The sequence below is a fragment of the Methylobacterium sp. E-025 genome, assembly GCF_022829705.1.
In the GTDB taxonomy this organism is placed as follows: Bacteria; Pseudomonadota; Alphaproteobacteria; order Rhizobiales; family Beijerinckiaceae; genus Methylobacterium.
Window position 1 is genome coordinate 1 of record NZ_JAKSYR010000177.1, and the last position, 18,079, is coordinate 18,079.

Below are 18,079 nucleotides of genomic sequence, written 5' to 3' on the forward strand. Positions count from 1 at the left end.
GCTGTCGTGCGCGCCGGCCTGAACTACAAGTTCGGCTCGTACTAGGACCTGCCGGATCCGCCGCGGCTCGCCCAGAGCCGCGGTTCGACCCGACCCGAGAAGCCCGGCCGAAAGGCCGGGCTTTTTTCGTCGTCGGATCGCGGGCATGAAAAAGCCCGGCCTCGCGGCCGGGCTCCGATCGGACCGCCGTGCCGGGCCGCTCAGATGTCGAGGTCGGTCTTCTCGGCGAAGGCGGCTCGCTCGGAGATGAAGGTGAAGCGGGCTTCCGGCTTGTTGCCCATCAGGCGCTCGACCGCGTCGCCGGTCGATTCGCGCGCCTCGTCGAGGACGGCGACGCGCATCAGGATGCGCTTCTTCGGGTCCATCGTCGTCTCCTTCAGCTGCGCCGGCATCATCTCGCCCAGCCCCTTGAAGCGGCTGATCTCGACCTTGCCGTTCTTGAACACCGTCTTGATCAGCTGCTCCTTATGCGAGTCGTCGCGGGCGTAGGCCGTCTTGGTGCCCTGCTGCAGCCGGTAGAGCGGCGGCATCGCGAGGTAGAGGTGGCCCTTGTCGATGAGCTTCGGCATCTGCCGGTAGAAGAAGGTGATCAGCAGCGAGGCGATATGGGCGCCGTCGACGTCGGCGTCCGTCATGATGATCACCTTGTCGTAGCGCAGCTCCTCGTCGCGGTACTGACCGCCGGTGCCGCAGCCGAGCGCGAGGGTGAGGTCGCCGATAAGCTGGTTCGCACCGAGCTTGTCGCGGCTGGCCGAGGCGACGTTCAGGATCTTGCCGCGCAGCGGCAGGATCGCCTGCGTGGCCCGGTCGCGCGCCTGCTTGGCTGAGCCGCCGGCCGAGTCGCCCTCGACGATGAAGATCTCCGAGCCCGCGGTGCCGGCGGCCGAGCAATCGGCGAGCTTGCCGGGGAGCCGCAGCTTGCGCGTCGCGGTCTTGCGCGCAACCTCCTTCTCCTGGCGTCGGCGCAGGCGCTCCTCGGCCCGGTCGATCACCCAGTCTAGCACCTTGTTGGCCTGGGCCGGCGACGCGGCGAGCCAATGGTCAAAGGCGTCGCGGATCGCGGTCTCGACGATGCGCGACGCCTCGACGGTGGCGAGCTTGTCCTTGGTCTGGCCCTGGAACTCCGGCTCGCGGATGAAGACCGACAGCATGGAGGCGCAGGTCGCCATCACGTCGTCGGTGGTCACCGCCGTCATGCGCTTGGCCTGGTTCACCCGCTCGGCGTGCTCGCGCAGCGCCCGCAGCAGCGCGACGCGCAGGCCGGATTCGTGGGTGCCGCCCTCGGGCGTCGGGATGGTGTTGCAGTACGAGGCGGAGACGCCGTCGTCGTGGACCATCCAGGCCACGGCCCATTCGAGCGAGCCGTGCGAGCCGGGCTTTGTGATCTTGCCGGAGAAGATCGCGTCGGTGACGAGCTCCTTGCCCTCGATGTCGCGGGCGAGGTAGTCGCGCAGGCCGCCGGGGAAGCGGTGCACCGCCTCGGCCGGGATCTCGGTGCCCTCGATCAGCGCCGGCGCACACCGCCACCGGATCTCGACGCCGCCGAACAGGTAGGCCTTCGAGCGCGCCATCTTGAACAGGCGGCGCGGGTCGAACGCCAGCGAGCCGAAGATCTGCGCGTCGGGATGGAAGCGGATGCGCGTGCCGCGCCGGTTCTGCACCCGCCCGACGGTTTCCAACCCGCCCTGCGCATGACCGCGCGAAAAACTCTGGCGGTAGAGCGTCTGGTTGCGCGCGACCTCGACCTCCAGGAGGTCGGACAGCGCGTTCACCACCGAGATGCCGACGCCGTGCAGGCCGCCGCTGGTCTCGTAGACCTTCGAGTCGAACTTCCCGCCCGCATGCAGCGTCGTCATGATGACTTCGAGCGCGGACTTGCCGGGAAACTTCGGGTGCGGGTCGATCGGGATGCCGCGGCCGTTGTCGGTGACGACGAGCGCGCCCGTCTCCTCCAGCTCGACCTCGATGAAGCTGGCGTGGCCCGCCACCGCCTCGTCCATCGAATTGTCGATCACCTCCGAGAACAGGTGGTGCAGCGCCCGCTCATCGGTGCCGCCAATATACATGCCGGGCCGGCGCCGCACCGGCTCCAGCCCTTCCAGCACCTCGATGTCGGATGCGGTGTAGCCGGCCTCCGGACCGGCGAGCGGCTCGAGCGCCGCCATCGGCGCCGTCGGCTTGCGCCGGCGCTCGGACGAGGGCAGGGGCGCGGCGGGCGAGGGATCCGTGGCCGAAGGCTTGGCCGGCGAAGAATGGGCTGCGGCCTTCGCGCCCGGCCCGAACAGGTCGATGGGGGCGTCGCTCAACCGACGGGCTCCAGGCTTCGGGTCACGTCTCGCATGGGCTTTCATCCGCTCACGATACCGGAACAAAACGGAAACATCAAAGGCGATCGCAGGCCGAATCCGCTATGCAGCTTCGCATGTGCAGCGCGAACCCTCCAAACGCTGCGATGCAACCGTCATCGGGGTGATGCGCAGATCCGGTTAAGATCGCCTCACGCTGCAATTTCGCGCGGAACCGGCGGCATGATCATGCATTATATCACATGATCTTTGCCGTAACGAGGGCTGGGACGCCGACGATGACGACTGCTTCGATCGAAGCCCGAACCCTGATCCTCGCCCGCCTCGAGCGCGCCGCCGGGCAAGCCTTCGGATGCGAGCAGGACGCTGCGCCCGTCTCTCGCGCGGCCTTCGTCAATCCGACGACGATCGCCCTGGCGACCTTCGCGACGGCCTTCGCCGCGACGATCAGCTACCTCGTCTGAGACCCGCGACGCGCCTGACGCGGACCGCCGGCAAGCCGCGCCGCCGGCGGTTCAGCCGCTGGCCTTCTTGCTCGCCGCCGGCTTCGCAGCGGCCTTGCCCGCAGCGGCCTTCGGCGTGGCGGGCTTCTTCGCGGCGGGTTTGGCGGAGGTTTTGGAAGCGGTCTTCACCGTCCCGACCTCGCCGTCCTTGGCCGCCTTTGCCGGCTTGCGCGCCGTGGCCTTCGCACCCCGCGCCGGCGCGGCCTTGCGGCCGCGGCTCGGCTTGCCCCCGCCGGCCGCGCGCTTGGCGTTGACGAGGTCGATGCCCTCGGCGAGCGTCAGCGCCTCGGCGGCCATCGATTTCGGCAGGGTCGCGTTGACCTCGCCGTCGGTGACGTAGGCGCCGTACTTGCCGGCCTTGACCACCAGCTCGCGACCCGTCGCCTCGTCCTTGCCGATCGGGCGGCCGGGATCCGAGGACGGGCGGCCGCGGCCGCCGCCCTGTTCCTTGGCGACGATCAGGTCGATCGCCCGGTTGGCGCCGACCTCGAGCACGTCGTCGTCCTTGCCCAGGTTCGCGTAGGTCTTGCCGTGCTGGACGTAGGGCCCGAACCGGCCGAGATTGGCCAGGATCGGTTCGCCGGTCTCCGGGTGCCGGGCGACCTCGCGCGGCAGCGACAGCAGCCGCAGCGCCTTCTCCAGGTCGACCATCGACGGCGTCACACCCTTCGGCAGCGACGAGCGCTTGGGCTTGGCCGCGTCCTTCTCGGTCGAGGCCTCGCCGAGCTGGACGAACGGGCCGAACCGGCCGTCGCGGATCGTCACCGGCAATCCGCTCACCGGATCGTTGCCGAGCACCCGCGTGCCGGGCGGGCTGCCGTCCGGCGATGAGCCGTCGCCCTCGCCCTCGATGCCCGCGGCCGAAAGCTGCCGGGTGAACTTGCATTCCGGGTAGTTCGAGCAACCGACGAAGGAGCCGAACTTGCCGAGCTTCAGCGAGAGCTGGCCCGAGCCGCAGGTCGGGCAGGTGCGCGGGTTCGAGCCGTCGGCCTTCTCGGGGAAGATGTGGTCGCCGAGAAGCGTGTTCAGCGCCTCCAGCACCTCGGTGACGCGCAGCTCCTTGGTGCCGCCGACGGCGGCGGAGAAGTCGCGCCAGAAGTCGCGCAGCACGTCGCGCCAGTCGATCTCGGCGTTCGAGACCCGGTCGAGCTGGCCTTCGAGGTCGGCGGTGAAGTCGTACTCGACGTAGCGCTTGAAGAAGCTCTCGAGGAAGCCGGTCACGAGCCGGCCCTTGTCCTCGGGCTGCAGGCGCTTCTTCTCGATCTTGACGTATTCGCGGTCGCGCAGGGTCTGGAGCACCGCGGCGTAGGTCGAGGGCCGGCCGATGCCGAGCTCCTCCATGCGCTTGACGAGGCTGGCCTCGGAGAAGCGCGGCGGCGGCTCGGTGAAGTGCTGGGTCGAGGCGATGCGCTCGCGCTTCAGCGCCTCGCCGGCCTTCATCGGCGGCAGGCGCTTGCCGTCCTCGTCCTCCTCGTCGTCCTTGCCCTCCTGGTAAAGGGTGAGGAAGCCGTCGAACTTCACGACCTGACCGGTGGCGCGCAGGTCGATCCGGCGCGGGCCGACGCTGGCGGTCACGTCGACGGTGGTGCGCTCCAGCTCGGCCGATTCCATCTGGCTGGCGACGGTCCGCGTCCAGATCAGGTCGTAGAGCTTGGCCTGCTCGGGATCGAGCATCCGCGCGACCTGCTTCGGCAGCCGGCCCATGTCGGTTGGGCGCACGGCCTCGTGGGCCTCCTGCGCGTTCTTGGCCTTGGCGCTGTAGCGGCGCGGCACGCCCGGGACGTACTTATCGCCGAACTCGCGGCCGATGACCCGGCGCGCGTCGGCGATGGCCTCGGGCGCCATGTCGACGCCGTCGGTCCGCATGTAGGTGATCAAGCCCACCGTCTCACCGCCGATGTCGACGCCCTCGTAGAGCTTCTGGGCGACGCGCATGGTCTGCGCCGGCGCCATCCCGAGCTTTCGCGACGCCTCCTGCTGCAGCGTCGACGTCGTGAAGGGCGGCTGCGGATGGCGCTTGGCGGGCTTCGCCTCGACCGAGGCGACCTGGAACGTCGCGAGCTCGAGGTCGCGCTTGAACGCGGCCGCATCCTCGCCGTTGCCGACGTCGAGGCGCTGGATGCGCTTGCCGTCGGCCCCGACGAGGCGAGCCTCGAACACGCCGCCGTCGGCGGTCGAGAGGGTCGCGACCAGCGACCAGTACTCGCGCGGCTTGAAGCGCTCGATCTCGACCTCGCGCTCGCAGACGAGCCGCAAGGCCACCGACTGCACGCGGCCGGCCGAGCGGGCGCCGGGGAGCTTGCGCCACAGCACCGGCGACAGGTTGAAGCCGACGAGGTAGTCGAGCGCCCGGCGCGCCAGGTAGGCGTCGACTAGCGCCTGGTCGATCTGGCGCGGCTGCCGCATCGCCGTCTCGACCGACGCCTTGGTGATCGCATTGAAGGTGACGCGCTCGACCGGGATGCCCTTCAGCACCTTGCGGGCGGTCAGCGCCTCCAGCACGTGCCAGGAGATCGCCTCGCCCTCGCGATCCGGGTCGGTCGCCAGGATCAGCTTGTCCGCGCCCTTCACGGCGCGGGCGATCTCGGACACCTGCTTCGAGCCGCGGGCGTCGAGCTCCCAGATCATGTTGAAATCGGCTTCGGGATCGACCGACCCGTCCTTGGCCGGAAGGTCGCGGATGTGCCCGAACGAGGCGATGACTTCATAGTCGCGGCCAAGATACTTATTGATGGTCTTGGCTTTGGCCGGCGACTCGACGACGACGACTTTCATGGACGAAACAGCCTCTCGTCAAAGCCCGAGCAGCGGCAGGAACGCACCAATTGTTGGGTTTCGCGCCGCGGCCGGGCCGGACCTGCGCGGGGCATGAAGTGGTTCATGCCCCGCGGGTTGTCAAATGGGGGGCTGTTCGGGGCGCCTGCCGGGAGGCGCGTACGGGTGGGCATTCTCCCCCCCTCTGCGGGGGGAGGGGGCCGGTCTCAGATGCCGGCGTACCATTCGTAGCCGCGGTCCTCCCAGTAGCCGCCCTGGCCGTCGCCGATCCTGGCCAGCGATTCGACCACCTCGATCCGCATCACGTACTTGGCCTGCTTGTAGCCGAGCTGCCGCTCGAGCCGCAGGCGCAGGGGCGCGCCGTTCGAGACCGGGAGCGGCTTTCCGTTGAGGTCGTAGGCGAGGATCGTCTGCGGGTGGAAGGCGTCGGTGAGGTCGATGCTCTCGTAGTAGCGGATCGGCGTGCGCGTCTCCTCGGGCTCCTCGGCCGGGGCACCGCCCCAGGCGTCGGCATCGTTGCCCGCGGCCGCCACCTGGACGTGGCGCACCGCGCTCGGGTTCTCCGGCTGCAGGAACGCGCCGTCCTTGCCGGCTTCGAGGCCGCCGCCGGCATATTCGAGCGTGTCGGCGCAGTGGAACACGACGTAGCGCGCCTGCGGCTTCAGCCCGGCGCGGTTCAGCACCTCGGCCAGCGGCACGCCGGACCATTTTCCGATGCAGCTCCAGCCCTCGACGCAATCGTGCCGGGTCGTCTGCGTCCGCGACGGCAGCGCGCGGAGGTCAGCGAGGCCGAAGCTCTGCGGATGCTCGACGAGGCCCCCGACCTCGAGCTTGAAGGTCGAGAAGTTCGAGGCCGCAAGCGCCTTGTAGGCCTTGTCCGGCGGGTCGATCGTGCCGTTCGGCTTGAACACCGCCGAGATCTCGGAATCCGGGAATTCCTTCGCCAGCGAGGCGTTCGAGAGCAGCAAGCGCTGCACGAACAGGTTGGCGTCCTCGCCGGCCTTCAGCGTCCGCGGGCCGTAGGCGGACCCGGCGAAGCGGTCGCAGCCGGCGAGCATCGCGGTGCCGCCGAGCGCGGCGACGGTGGTGAGGAAGCGGCGGCGGTCGAGGTTGCTCATCGCGGGGTCGCTCCGTCCTTCTCGATCGCGAACCAGCCGGTGACCATGCCGCGCATGTTGTTCCAGAAGCCCGAGACCAGCACCAGCACCACGTGCACGATCACGAACAGCACCAGGAGGTTGGCCACGATGAAGTGGATCGTGCGCGCCGACTGCCGGCCGCCGAACACGTCGACCAGCCAGGGCCAGGCGGCATCCATGCCCGGCGACATCGCGAGGCCGGCCAGCACCATCACCGGCAGAAGGCCGGCGATCACGGCGAGGTAGGTCAGCTTCTGCAGCACGTTGTAGCGCTTGGCCTCCTCGCCCTTGGGGAAGTGCAGGGTGAGATGCTCGCGCACCGAGCCGCCGAAGTCACGGATCTGGTCGCCGTCCGGGATCACCCGCCGGCGAAGCTGCCCCGACACCAGCCCGTAGAACAGGTAGATCGCCCCGTTGATCACCAGCGCCCAGGCGAACAGGAAGTGCCAGCGCCGCGCAGTGGCGAGATCCTGCCCCGAGGGGATCGTGCTCCACGACGGGAAGGCCCGGTCGGCCATCTGGCCCTGGTCCTTCGAGAGCCCGAGCACGCCGGTGGTGTCGAAGGTGCGGCCGCCGATCGTCACGATTCCGCGGGCGTTGCCCTTGGCGTCGGTGTCGCTGGTGATCGCCAGCGCCGGGGTGTCGAAGGTCGACTTCGCACCCCAGTACAGGGCCGGATGCGCGTTGAAGATCTGCAGCCCGCTCATCAGCAGGATCAGCAGGGAGGCGGCGTTGAGCCAGTGCGCGACGCGGATCACCAGCGGATGCCGGTAGATCGCCTCGCGGCGGGGCGTCGCGGTGCCGGAGGGAATCGCCGGGGAAGCTGCCAAGGGAGAGTCACCTGATTGTCCGAGTGGCGACCACTTCGCCGCCTCGTCTCGGCTGGTTACGTATCGCCGCCGCCGAAAGTTGCCAGCCCGGTCCCGCGCCGCGCGCTTGCCGTCGCATCGGGCGCGACCTATCACGCGAGGCGATGAGCCAGCCGACGCACCCGAACTATCCCCACCGGCATCTCCTCGGGATAGAGGGCCTGTCGCGTCCCGACATCGAGGGGCTGCTCGACCGGGCGGACGCGGCGGTGGCGATCTCCCGACAGGTCGAGAAGAAGCGCGCGACGCTACGCGGCCGCACTCAGATCAACCTGTTCTTCGAGCCCTCGACCCGGACGCAATCCTCGTTCGAGCTCGCCGGCAAGCGCCTCGGCGCCGACGTGATGAACATGTCGGTGGCCTCGTCCTCGGTGAAGAAGGGCGAGACGCTGATCGACACCGCGGCGACGCTGAACGCCATGCGGCCCGACATCATCGTGGTGCGCCACCATTCGGCCGGCGCCGTGCACCTGCTCGCGCGGAAGGTCGACTGCTCGGTGGTCAATGCCGGCGACGGCGCCCACGAGCACCCGACGCAGGCGCTGCTCGACGCGCTAACCATCCGCCGCAACAAGGGGCGGATCGAGGGGCTTCGCGTCGCGATCTGCGGCGACGTGCTGCACAGCCGCGTCGCGCGCTCGAACCTGATCCTGCTGCAGGCGATGGGTGCGCGCGTCCGCGTGATCGCCCCGTCGTCGCTCCTGCCCGCCGGCATCGAGCGCTTCGGCGTCGAGGTCTTCACCGACATGCGCAAGGGCCTCGACGGCTGCGACATCGTGATGATGCTGCGCCTGCAGCGCGAGCGCATGAACGGCTCGTTCGTGCCCTCAGTGAAGGAGTATTTCCGCTATTTCGGCCTCGACGCCGACAAGCTCGCGCTCGCCGCTCCCGACGCCCTGGTGATGCATCCCGGCCCGATGAACCGCGGCGTCGAGATCGCCTCCGACATCGCCGACGGGGCGCAGTCGCTGATTCGCGAGCAGGTCGAGATGGGCGTCGCCGTGCGCATGGCGGTGATGGAAGCGCTGGCCTCGCATCTGCCGAACGCGTGATGGCCATGACCGAACAAGCTCAGATCCTCACCAACGCCACCCTCCTCGACCCGGCCGACGGCCGCGAAGGGCCGGGCCATGTCCTGATCCGCGACGGCCGCATCGCCGACATCGCCTGGGGCGCGGCGCCCGGCCTGCCGGAGGGCGCGCGGACGATCGACTGCGCCGGCCACATGCTGGCGCCGGGCCTGATCGACATGCGCGCCTTCGTCGGCGAGCCCGGCGCCGAGCACCGCGAGACCCTGGCGAGCGCCAGCGCCGCGGCGGCGGCCGGCGGGGTCACGACGCTGGTCTGCATGCCGGACACCAACCCGGTGATCGACGGGCCGGCGATCGTCGACTTCGTGCTGCGCCGCGCCCGCGACACGGCCTGCGTCAACGTCCTGCCGGCGGCGGCGATCACCAAGGGGCTTGCCGGCCACGAGATGACCGAGTTCGGCCTGCTCCAGGAAGCCGGCGCCGTCGCCTTCACCGACGGGCTCCGCGCCGTCACGCACGCGCAGGTGATGCGGCGGGCGATGACCTACGCCCGCGACTTCGGCGCGCTGCTGATGCAGCACGTCGAGGAGCCCGACCTCGTCGGCGAGGGCGTGATGAACGAGGGCGAGCTGGCCTCGCGGCTCGGGCTGATGGGCATCCCGCGCGAGGCCGAGACGATGATGCTGGAGCGCGACCTCCGCCTCGTCCGCCTCACCGGCGCGCGCTACCACGCGGCGATGATCTCCTGCGCCGACTCGGTCGAGATCGTGCGCCGGGCCAAGCACGACGGATTGCCGGTGACCTGCGGTGCCTCGATCAACAACCTCGTCCTGAACGAGGGCGACATCGGGCACTACCGCACCTTCTGCAAGCTTTCGCCGCCCTTGCGCGGCGAGGCCGACCGGCAGGCGCTGGCGGCGGCGCTGAACGAGGGCGTGATCGACGTCGTCGTCTCCGATCACAACCCGCAGGACGTCGAGACCAAGCGCCTGCCCTTCGCCGAGGCCGCCGACGGCGCGCTCGGGATCGAGACCCTGCTCGGCGCCGCGCTCCGCCTCGTGCGCGCCGGCGACGTCACGCTCGCGCGCCTGCTCGCGGCACTGTCGGCGAATCCGGGCCGCATCCTCGGGCGCGAATCCGGTCGGCTCGCGGTCGGCGCCCCGGCCGACCTCGTGCTGATTGATCCGGACGTGCCCTACGTGCTCGACAAGCGGACCCTGAAGTCGCGCTCGAAGAACTCGCCGTTCGACGAGGCGCGGATGCAGGGCGCCGCGGTGCTGACGCTCGTCGGCGGCCGGATCGTCCACCGCTCGGCCGACCTCGCGGCGGCGGCATGAGCGCGCTGTCGGACATCGCCTGGCCGGTCGTCCTCGGCTGCCTGGCGCTCGGCTACGCCCTCGGCTCGATCCCGTTCGGGCTCGTCTTCACGCGGCTTGCCGGCCTCGGCGACGTGCGGGCGATCGGGTCGGGCAACATCGGCGCGACCAACGTGCTCCGCACCGGCCGCAAGGGGCTCGCCGCCGCGACGCTGCTCGGCGACGCCCTGAAAGGCACCGCGGCGGTGCTGATCGCGCAGCGGTTCGGCCAAGGCACCAGCGAAGGGACCAGCGCGTGGCCGGCGCTCGCGGCCGGGCTCGGTGCCTTTCTCGGGCATCTCTTCCCGGTCTGGCTCGGCTTCAGGGGCGGCAAGGGCGTCGCGACCTTCCTCGGGGTGCTGCTCGCCCTGAGCCCGCCGGCGCTGCTCGCCTTCGCGGCGATCTGGCTCGGCCTCGCCTTCGCCCTGCGCTACTCGTCGCTCGCGGCGCTCGCAGCGTCGGCCGCGACCCCTATCATTCTGTGGGCCTTGAACGATCCGGCGCGCGCGGGCCTCTTCCTCGTCCTCGGCCTGCTGTTATGGTGGAAGCACGCGCCCAACATCCGCCGGCTGGTCGACGGCACCGAGGGACGGATCGGTCAGAAGGGCTGAGACCCCTTCGGGGGAGGGCCCGTGCAGCTCACCGACGCACAAAGGCTCGACTGGCTCCGCCTGATCCGAACCGAAGGGGTCGGGCCGCGCACCTTCCGCAGCCTGATCAACCGCTTCGGCGGCGCGGCCGGCGCCCTCGCGGCGCTGCCGGACCTGACCGCGCGCCGGGGACGGCGCGTCGTGCCGCCGGCGCGCGCCGAGGCCGAGGCGGAAATCGCGGCAGCGTGCCGCCTCGGTGCCCGCATCGTCGCGATGGGCGAGGCGGGCTACCCGAAGATCCTTCAGGCGGCCGATTCCGCGCCGCCCCTCGTCGCGGTGCGCGGATCCGCCGACGCGCTCTCAAGGCCGGCGGTGGCGATCGTCGGCTCGCGCAACGCCTCGGCCGCCGGGCTCGCCTTCACCGAGCGGCTGGCGCGCGGTCTCGGCGAGGCCGGCCTCGTCGTCGTCTCCGGCCTGGCCCGCGGGATCGACGCCCGCGCGCACAAGGCGTCCGCCGCGACCGGCACCGTCGCGGTGCTCGCGGGCGGCCACGACAAGATCTATCCGGCCAACCATGCCGGCCTCGTCGAGGCGATCCTGGAGGCGGGCGGGGCGGTGATCGCCGAGATGCCGATGGGCTGGGTGCCGCGCGGGCGCGACTTCCCGAGGCGCAACCGCATCATTTCGGGGCTGGCCTACGGCACCGTGGTGGTCGAGGCGGCACGCCGTTCGGGCTCGCTGATCACCGCGCGCTTCGCCCTCGAGCAGGGTCGCGAGGTCTTCGCGGTGCCGGGCTCTCCGCTCGACCCGCGGGCGGAGGGCACCAACGACCTGATCCGCCAGGGGGCGACGCTCGTCGCCGAGGTCGAGCACGTCCTCGCCGCCATCGCACCGCTGATCGAGCGCGGCGACGCCCCCGACCGGGTGCCGGCGCTCCCGCGACCGGACCTCGCCGACCAGCCGGACTTCTGGGACGAGATCGACCTCGATGACGGCGCCCCGCCGATGCCGGCTGCGCCGTTCGAGGCGCCGGAACCGGCAGAGCCGGTGGGCGACCGGAAGACGCTCGTCGCCGCGCTCAGCCCGACGCCGGTCGGCACCGACGAGCTTGCGCGTGCCACCGGGCTCTCCGTGCGCCGCGTCCAGACCACGCTGCTCGAGCTCGAGCTCGACGGGCGGATCGAGCGGCACGGCAGCGGGATGGTGTCGCTGATCGGCTGAGCCGCGGCCGGCGAGACGCGCGCAAGCGCTCAGAACGGGTCGTCGTCCTCGGACTCGACCAGCCCCCGCATCCGGTCGAGGCAGCCCTGCAGGATGTAGGCGGCGGCGAGCTTGTCGACGAGCGCGCCGCGCTTGGCCCGCGAGGTGTCGGCCGCGATCAGCGCACGCGTGACGACGGCGGTCGAAAGGCGCTCGTCGTAGAACAGGACCGGCAGGTCGAGGAGCGGCCCGAGGTTGCGCACGAACGAGCGCGTCGATTGCACCCGCACGCCCTCGCTGCCGTCCATGTTGAGCGGCAGCCCGATCACCAGCCCGCCGACCGCGTGCTGCTCGCAGAGGAAGCGCAGCCGCGCGACGTCGGGCGTGAACTTCACCCGCTTGATCGTCTCCAGGGGCGACGCGATCTGGCGGCCGAGATCCGACAGGGCGAGCCCGATCGTCTTGGTGCCGAGATCGATGCCGATCAGCCGGGGGCCGCCGCGCGAGGCCTCGGCGAAGGCGCGTAACGTGTCCTCGTCCATCGTATCCCGTTCCGCTCGCGCCCTATGCCGGCTTGCCGGGCGGGCTCGCCTCGCCGGCCCGCGCCAGCACCGCCGCCTCGATGCCCTCGAAGGTCGAGGCCAGCGGCGGGGTGCCGTCGCCGAGCACGTCGAGTATCGTCAGGCCCTGCGTGCGCCGGAAGAACGCGTCGAGGCTGTCGCCGCCGAAGCGGACGGTTTCGAGATCCGCGGCCATCACCCAGATCGAGTACTCGCCCGCGCCGGCGACGTCCCAGAACAGGAAGCTGCCGTCCTCGCCCTCGCCGAAGAAGCAGGCGCGTGCGAGCCGCGACAGGTCGCCGTCCTCGATCGCGAACCGGTGCGGCGCGTCGGCGGCCGAGAGCGCCTCGATCGCCGCGTTGATGCTGTCGGCGATGATCTCCGCCCGCGTCACCAGGTCGGCCGCCGGATAGGGCAGGGGCGTGGCGATCCGGAAATGGCCGTTGGCGAGGCCGGCGCCGCAGTCGCGGCAGAAGCTGCGATACGATTCGGGCAGCGCGAAGCCGAGCTCGGCCTCCGCCCGCGCGATCTCGGCGTCGCTCGAGCGTGCGCCCGGATGAAGCCGCTCGAACACCGTGTTCCACATCGCGCTCACGCTCCATCCACAACCGTTAACCGCGTCGCGAGTTTGCCGTGGCCGACAACGCAGCGCTTCCCTCATAACGATGGTTAAGGTTTCGTTAAGCCCGCTGCGGAGGCAATCGTGCGCGCCATCGGTTCTTTCGTCCCCCACGCGTCCCCTCCTCGCCGCCCGCTGCCGCGGCGGCACAAGGTAATGCTCCTCGTCGCCTTCGAGGTCCTGGTGCTCGGCTTCACCCTGGCCGCGTGCTTCCCGATCCGCCCGGCCGGCATCGTGGTCGAGACGACGGTGACGCCGAACCACGTCGTCACCTGACGCCCCGGCGCGTTGCGGCGTCGCGAAGCCCGGTGCTATAGCGCCCGGACCGTCGAGGGACCGGGCCGACGCGGCGCATCTCCGCCGCGGCGCGCCGGGTCCTTCGGGACGAACAGCCGAGACGAACAGGCAGCATGTCGGTCGACGAGAAGACAGTCCGGCGCATCGCGCATCTGGCCCGCATCGCGGTCGCCGAAGACGAGGTCGCGCCACTGCAGGGCGAGCTGAACGCCATCCTCGCCTTCGTCGAGCAGCTCGGCGCGGTCGACGTGACCGGCGTCGAGGCGATGACCTCGGTGGCGCCGATGGCGATGAAGAAGCGCAAGGACGTGGTCACCGACGGCGGCCGCGCGGTCGATGTGGTCGCCAACGCGCCCGAGACGGAGGACCACTACTTCCTGGTCCCGAAAGTCGTCGAGTAGGCGCCCCTTCCGCGAAGGACGCCTGCCGCGCCCGCCGGCCCCGCCCGACGGAACGCCCCCGACCCGCATCGCGGCCGAACGGCCGAGGACGAACAGCGTGACAGACCTCAACGAACTCAGCCTCGCCGAGGCGCGCGACGGCCTGAAGGCCAAGACCTTCTCCGCCCGCGAGATCGCGCAGGCGCACATCGCCGCGCTGGAGAAGGCGCGGGTCCTCAACGCCTACCTGCTGGAGACGCCCGACCGCGCCCTGACGATGGCGAACGCCTCCGACGCGAGGATCGCCAAGGGCGATGCCGGCCCGCTCGAAGGGCTGCCGCTCGGCATCAAGGACCTGTTCTGCACGGAGGGCGTCGTCACGACCGCGGGCTCCAGGATCCTCGAGACCTTCGAGCCGCACTACGAATCTGCCGTCTCGGCCAACCTCTGGCGCGACGGCGCGGTGATGCTGGGCAAGCTCAACCTCGACGAGTTCGCGATGGGCTCCTCGAACGAGACCAGCGCCTACGGCGACGTGATCTCGCCGTGGCGCCGGCAGGAAAACGGCGTCCTCTCCGACGCCAAGATCGTCCCGGGCGGCTCGTCGGGCGGCTCGGCGGCGGCGGTCGCCGCGCATCTCTGCCTCGGCGCCACCGCGACCGACACCGGCGGCTCGATCCGGCAGCCGGCCGCCTTCACCGGCACCGTCGGCATCAAGCCGACCTACGGCCGCGTCTCGCGCTGGGGCACGGTGGCCTTCGCCTCCTCCCTCGACCAGGCCGGCCCGATCGCCCGCACGGTGCGCGACTGCGCGATCCTGCTCGGCTCGATGGCCGGCCCGGACGCGCGCGACACCACCTGCGTCGACCTCCCGGTGCCGGATTTCGAGGCCGCGGTCTCGCGCGGGGTGAAGGGCCTGACCATCGGCATTCCGAAGGAGTATCGGGTCGAGGGCATGCCCAGCGAGATCCAGAAGCTCTGGGACGACGGCGCCGCCTGGCTGAAGGATGCCGGCGCGACGATCCGCGAGATCTCGCTGCCCCACACCAAGCTGGCGTTGCCGGCCTACTACATCGTCGCGCCGGCCGAGGCCTCCTCGAACCTCGCCCGCTACGACGGCGTGCGCTACGGCCTGCGGGTGCCCGGCAAGGACATCGCCGCGATGTACGAGAACACCCGCGCGGCGGGGTTCGGCCGCGAGGTCAAGCGCCGGATCATGATCGGCACCTACGTGCTCTCGGCCGGCTACTACGACGCCTACTACGTCCGCGCCCAGAAGATCCGCACGCTGATCAAGCGCGACTTCGAGGAGGCCTACGCGGCCGGTGTCGACGCGATCCTGACGCCGGCGACGCCGTCCGCCGCCTTCGGCATCGGCGAGAAGGCCTCGGCCGACCCGGTCGAGATGTACCTCAACGACGTCTTCACCGTGACGGTGAACATGGCCGGTCTTCCCGGCATCGCGGTGCCGGCCGGCCTCGACGGCCAGGGCCTGCCGCTCGGGATCCAGCTCATCGGCCGCCCCTTCGACGAGGAGACCCTGTTCGCCACCGCCGAGGTGATCGAGCGCGCCGCCGGACGCACGGTCCTGCCGAAGGCCTGGTGGTGACGGTCCCCTACTATCCCTGGACGGTCTGGATCTGGGCCGGGTTCGACCCGGTCCTGATCGCGGTCTGCCTCTATCTCGGCTGGTCGGCCGATCAGTTCGGCAAGCTGTTCGTCGCGGTCATCGCCGGCTTCGTCGCCGCGGTGCTGTTCTCCTGGGCGGTCACCGCGATCGGCATCCCGTGGCCGGCGCCGGTCAGCCACGACGGGCCGACCTTCTTCCCGGTGCGGGTGGGCGCGGCCATCCTGTGGTCGATCCTCGGCTTCACCGCCCGGCGGATCCTGCGGCCGCACGCGCCTTGACCGGTCCCCGCACCGCCACGACACTCCGCGGCGCCCCGGCGCCCCGTTGCATGAAAGTCCGAGCATGACGGCTCCCGTGAACCCGAAGAAGCTCATCAAGGGCGCCGAGCACGACTGGGAGGTCGTGATCGGCATGGAGATCCACGCCCAGGTCACCAGCCGCTCGAAGCTATTCTCCGGCGCCTCCACCGAGTTCGGGGCCGAGCCGAACGACCACGTCTCGCTGGTCGATGCGGCGATGCCCGGCATGCTGCCGGTGATCAACGAGGAATGCGTGGCCCAGGCGGTGCGCACCGGCCTCGGCCTGAAGGCGCGGATCAACCACCGCTCGGTGTTCGACCGGAAGAACTACTTCTACCCGGACCTGCCGCAGGGCTACCAGATCTCGCAGTACAAGGACCCGATCGTCGGCGAGGGCGAGGTCGTCGTCGACCTGCTCGACGGCGAGTCGATCACCGTCGGGATCGAGCGGCTGCACCTCGAGCAGGATGCCGGCAAGTCGCTGCACGACCAGAACCCGACCCAGAGCTTCGTCGACCTCAACCGGTCCGGCGTCGCGCTGATGGAGATCGTCTCGCGGCCGGACCTGCGCTCCTCCGAGGAGGCCCGCGCCTACGTGACCAAGCTGCGCACCATCCTGCGCTACCTCGGCACCTGCGACGGCGACATGGAGAAGGGCAGCTTGCGCGCCGACGTGAACGTCTCGGTGCGCCGTCCCGGCCAGCCGCTCGGCACCCGCTGCGAGATCAAGAACGTCAACTCGATCCGCTTCATCGGCCAGGCGATCGAGTCGGAGGCGCGGCGCCAGATCGCGCTCATCGAGGATGGCGGCACGATCTCCCAGGAGACCCGCCTGTACGACCCGGCCAAGGGCGAGACCCGCTCGATGCGCTCCAAGGAGGAGGCGCACGACTACCGCTACTTCCCCGATCCGGACCTGCTGCCGCTCGAGTTCGACCAGGCTTACATCGACGCCCTCGCCGAGGGCCTGCCCGAGCTGCCGGACGCCAAGAAGGCGCGCTTCGTCGCCGATTTCGGGCTCAGCGCCTACGACGCCAACGTGCTCGTGGCCGAGCGGGCGTCGGCCGACTACTACGAGGCGGTGGCGCGCGGGCGCGACGGCAAGGCGGCCGCGAACTGGGTGATCAACGAGCTGTTCGGCCGCCTCAACAAGGAAGGCCTCGGCATCGACGCGACGCCGGTCTCCGCCGACCAACTCGGCCGGATCATCGACCTGATCGGCGAGGGCGTCATCTCGGGCAAGATCGCCAAGGACCTGTTCGAGATCGTCTGGACGGAAGGCGGAGACCCGCGCGCGGTCGTCGAGGCCCGCGGCATGAAGCAGGTCACCGATACCGGCGCGATCGAGGCGGCGGTCGACGACATCATCGCCAAGAACCCCGACAAGGTTCAGCAGGCGAAGGAGAAGCCGACGCTGCTCGGCTGGTTCGTCGGCCAGACCATGAAGGCCACCGGCGGCAAGGCGAACCCGGCGGCGGTCAACGCCCTGCTCAAGAGCAAGCTCGGGATCGAGTAGAATCTGAGAACCGGGCGGAAGCGGCCGAGCCGGGGCATTTCGCGCATTCGAAGGCGAGCCGTGCCGGCCGCTTCTGCGCCCCTGAGGCCGCTTCCGTCCGTCGTCCGTCTGATGCCGCTGGACCTCGGGCCGAACGGGTCACGAAGTCGTCGTGGCGGCGTCGCGCTGCGGTGGAGTCATGCTCGTCTCCTCCTGCCTGCTCCGGCGGAAGGCTCACCCCACCGGTCGGCCTCGGCTTCGCCATCGGCGAAGCACGGAGATAGACTGATCCCGACAGACCACGACGTCAAGCGTGCATTTCGGCTGCTCTTTCCAGTCTTCGCATGTGCGAATAGTCGATCGCACCGCAAAAAATCGCCTGGACGATAGTGGGCGATCTCTCGATGCGTCGCGACATCGATCGGGTCGGCGTCGCAAGCTCTGCGAGATCCTTAGGATCGACCGGTCCTACGGCCCGTCGCTCATGTTGTTCTCGACCATGTGGGGCACGGCGCGATCGAACGATTCGTCGGTGTTGCCGCGCAGGTCGACGCTGCAGGCCTGCTTCGGCGCCTCGTCGGCGACCGGCTTCACGTAGACATCGAGGTCGAGGATCAGGTTCGAGACCTTCTGGACCTCGCCGGTGATCGCGGTGTCGGCCCCAAGCCTTTTCGCGACGGTGACGGCGCAGCTGTTGCGGCGACGCAGGTCCGCTCTCCTGGCGACCTCCTCGTGGTCCGGCTCGGCCGAGACCACCGTGAACAGGCCCCTGTTCTGCAGAAGGTCGCGAAACTCGGTGCCGATGCGCTTCAGGCGCCCCGGCTCGGCCGCGTCGGGGGCGACGGGCGACAGGTTCGCGAACTGGACGTCGAACACCGCCGCCTTGGCAGGCGCGGCCCGGGCGCCGGTCGCGGCCAGCGCCAGCCCGGCGACGGTGATCAGGGCGTGCAGGGGGCGGCGTGTCATGGCGTTCCTTGCGAGCCCGCGCATCCGGGCGCGCCGGTACAGGGACGACGCGGCAGGCCGCATTC

16 protein-coding genes are annotated in these 18,079 nt (G+C 70.4%); 9 read left to right on the forward strand and 7 right to left on the reverse strand.

Going from position 1 to position 18,079, the window contains the following annotated elements; all coding sequences use genetic code 11:
* Positions 1-200: 200 nt before the first annotated feature.
* The gene (gene parE, locus MKK64_RS25370; RefSeq protein ID WP_243938379.1) at positions 201-2,306 is read right to left on the reverse strand and encodes a DNA topoisomerase IV subunit B; all 2,106 of its coding nucleotides are present in this window, start codon (positions 2,304-2,306) and stop codon (positions 201-203) included.
* Between the two features lie 278 nt (positions 2,307-2,584).
* Here parE and MKK64_RS25375 point away from each other — a divergent pair, with 278 nt between their 5' ends.
* Positions 2,585-2,770: a hypothetical protein gene (locus tag MKK64_RS25375; RefSeq protein ID WP_147843597.1), complete on the forward strand. Its 186-nt coding sequence runs from the start codon at positions 2,585-2,587 to the stop codon at positions 2,768-2,770.
* A gap of 51 nt (positions 2,771-2,821) precedes the next feature.
* Here MKK64_RS25375 and topA read toward each other — a convergent pair whose 3' ends face one another.
* The 3 genes from topA to MKK64_RS25390 form a co-directional block, all read right to left on the reverse strand.
* A complete protein-coding gene (gene topA, locus MKK64_RS25380) occupies positions 2,822-5,584 on the reverse strand; it encodes a type I DNA topoisomerase (protein ID WP_243938381.1) in 2,763 nt (920 codons plus the stop codon).
* Between the two features lie 206 nt (positions 5,585-5,790).
* The gene (locus tag MKK64_RS25385) at positions 5,791-6,702 is read right to left on the reverse strand and encodes a molybdopterin-binding protein (protein ID WP_243938383.1); all 912 of its coding nucleotides are present in this window, start codon (positions 6,700-6,702) and stop codon (positions 5,791-5,793) included.
* Complete coding sequence (locus MKK64_RS25390) at positions 6,699-7,553, reverse strand: cytochrome b/b6 domain-containing protein (RefSeq protein ID WP_243938385.1); 855 nt, start codon at positions 7,551-7,553, stop codon at positions 6,699-6,701. Before MKK64_RS25390 ends, MKK64_RS25385 begins: the two co-directional genes overlap by 4 nt.
* A 143-nt stretch (positions 7,554-7,696) precedes the next feature.
* On the opposite strand from MKK64_RS25390, the gene MKK64_RS25395 reads away from it, so the two are divergent.
* From MKK64_RS25395 to dprA, 4 genes are read left to right on the forward strand one after another with little or no spacing between them, the layout of a single operon-like run.
* Positions 7,697-8,644 (forward strand): aspartate carbamoyltransferase catalytic subunit, encoded by a 948-nt coding sequence (locus tag MKK64_RS25395; RefSeq protein ID WP_147859268.1) that lies wholly within the window; start codon positions 7,697-7,699, stop codon positions 8,642-8,644.
* 5 nt (positions 8,645-8,649) lie between these two features.
* A complete protein-coding gene (locus MKK64_RS25400) occupies positions 8,650-9,960 on the forward strand; it encodes a dihydroorotase (RefSeq protein WP_243938420.1) in 1,311 nt (436 codons plus the stop codon).
* Entirely contained in the window at positions 9,957-10,589 is a 633-nt protein-coding gene (gene plsY, locus MKK64_RS25405) for a glycerol-3-phosphate 1-O-acyltransferase PlsY (RefSeq protein WP_243938387.1), read from the forward strand. Before MKK64_RS25400 ends, plsY begins: the two co-directional genes overlap by 4 nt.
* A 21-nt stretch (positions 10,590-10,610) precedes the next feature.
* Entirely contained in the window at positions 10,611-11,789 is a 1,179-nt protein-coding gene (dprA, locus tag MKK64_RS25410) for a DNA-processing protein DprA (protein ID WP_243938389.1), read from the forward strand.
* Positions 11,790-11,818: 29 nt separating this feature from the next.
* Here the strand turns inward: dprA and ruvX are convergent, their stop codons facing one another.
* Together ruvX and MKK64_RS25420 are read right to left on the reverse strand one after the other, a co-directional pair.
* On the reverse strand, positions 11,819-12,310 hold the full coding sequence (ruvX, locus tag MKK64_RS25415; RefSeq protein ID WP_243938391.1) for a Holliday junction resolvase RuvX: 492 nt from the start codon (positions 12,308-12,310) through the stop codon (positions 11,819-11,821).
* 22 nt (positions 12,311-12,332) lie between these two features.
* Entirely contained in the window at positions 12,333-12,914 is a 582-nt protein-coding gene (locus tag MKK64_RS25420) for an SMI1/KNR4 family protein (protein WP_243938421.1), read from the reverse strand.
* A gap of 443 nt (positions 12,915-13,357) precedes the next feature.
* On the opposite strand from MKK64_RS25420, the gene gatC reads away from it, so the two are divergent.
* The 4 genes from gatC (at position 13,358) to gatB (ending at position 17,069) form a co-directional block, all read left to right on the forward strand.
* Positions 13,358-13,645, forward strand: coding sequence for an Asp-tRNA(Asn)/Glu-tRNA(Gln) amidotransferase subunit GatC (gatC, locus tag MKK64_RS25425; RefSeq protein WP_243938393.1), 288 nt, complete (start codon positions 13,358-13,360; stop codon positions 13,643-13,645).
* Positions 13,646-13,742: 97 nt separating this feature from the next.
* Positions 13,743-15,233 (forward strand): Asp-tRNA(Asn)/Glu-tRNA(Gln) amidotransferase subunit GatA, encoded by a 1,491-nt coding sequence (gatA, locus tag MKK64_RS25430; RefSeq protein WP_243938394.1) that lies wholly within the window; start codon positions 13,743-13,745, stop codon positions 15,231-15,233.
* Positions 15,230-15,532 (forward strand): hypothetical protein, encoded by a 303-nt coding sequence (locus MKK64_RS25435; protein ID WP_147727685.1) that lies wholly within the window; start codon positions 15,230-15,232, stop codon positions 15,530-15,532. The genes gatA and MKK64_RS25435 overlap by 4 nt, the downstream gene beginning before the upstream one ends.
* Before the next feature lie 64 nt (positions 15,533-15,596).
* On the forward strand, positions 15,597-17,069 hold the full coding sequence (gatB, locus tag MKK64_RS25440; protein ID WP_243938396.1) for an Asp-tRNA(Asn)/Glu-tRNA(Gln) amidotransferase subunit GatB: 1,473 nt from the start codon (positions 15,597-15,599) through the stop codon (positions 17,067-17,069).
* Between the two features lie 447 nt (positions 17,070-17,516).
* On the opposite strand, the gene MKK64_RS25445 is transcribed toward gatB, so the two are convergent.
* Positions 17,517-18,014, reverse strand: a complete 498-nt coding sequence (locus tag MKK64_RS25445; RefSeq protein ID WP_243938398.1) for a DUF3280 domain-containing protein — start codon at positions 18,012-18,014, stop codon at positions 17,517-17,519.
* Positions 18,015-18,079: the final 65 nt, after the last annotated feature.

Bases quoted from the DNA above. Each gene is read 5' to 3' on its own strand.
- MKK64_RS25375 (WP_147843597.1), top strand. From the start codon at position 2,585: ATGACGACTGCTTCGATCGAAGCCCGAACCCTGATCCTCGCCCGCCTC.
- topA (WP_243938381.1), bottom strand. From the start codon at position 5,584: ATGAAAGTCGTCGTCGTCGAGTCGCCGGCCAAAGCCAAGACCATCAAT.
- MKK64_RS25385 (WP_243938383.1), bottom strand. From the start codon at position 6,702: ATGAGCAACCTCGACCGCCGCCGCTTCCTCACCACCGTCGCCGCGCTC.
- MKK64_RS25395 (WP_147859268.1), top strand. From the start codon at position 7,697: ATGAGCCAGCCGACGCACCCGAACTATCCCCACCGGCATCTCCTCGGG.
- MKK64_RS25400 (WP_243938420.1), top strand. From the start codon at position 8,650: ATGACCGAACAAGCTCAGATCCTCACCAACGCCACCCTCCTCGACCCG.
- plsY (WP_243938387.1), top strand. From the start codon at position 9,957: ATGAGCGCGCTGTCGGACATCGCCTGGCCGGTCGTCCTCGGCTGCCTG.
- ruvX (WP_243938391.1), bottom strand. From the start codon at position 12,310: ATGGACGAGGACACGTTACGCGCCTTCGCCGAGGCCTCGCGCGGCGGC.
- MKK64_RS25420 (WP_243938421.1), bottom strand. From the start codon at position 12,914: ATGTGGAACACGGTGTTCGAGCGGCTTCATCCGGGCGCACGCTCGAGC.
- gatC (WP_243938393.1), top strand. From the start codon at position 13,358: ATGTCGGTCGACGAGAAGACAGTCCGGCGCATCGCGCATCTGGCCCGC.
- gatB (WP_243938396.1), top strand. From the start codon at position 15,597: ATGACGGCTCCCGTGAACCCGAAGAAGCTCATCAAGGGCGCCGAGCAC.
- MKK64_RS25445 (WP_243938398.1), bottom strand. From the start codon at position 18,014: ATGACACGCCGCCCCCTGCACGCCCTGATCACCGTCGCCGGGCTGGCG.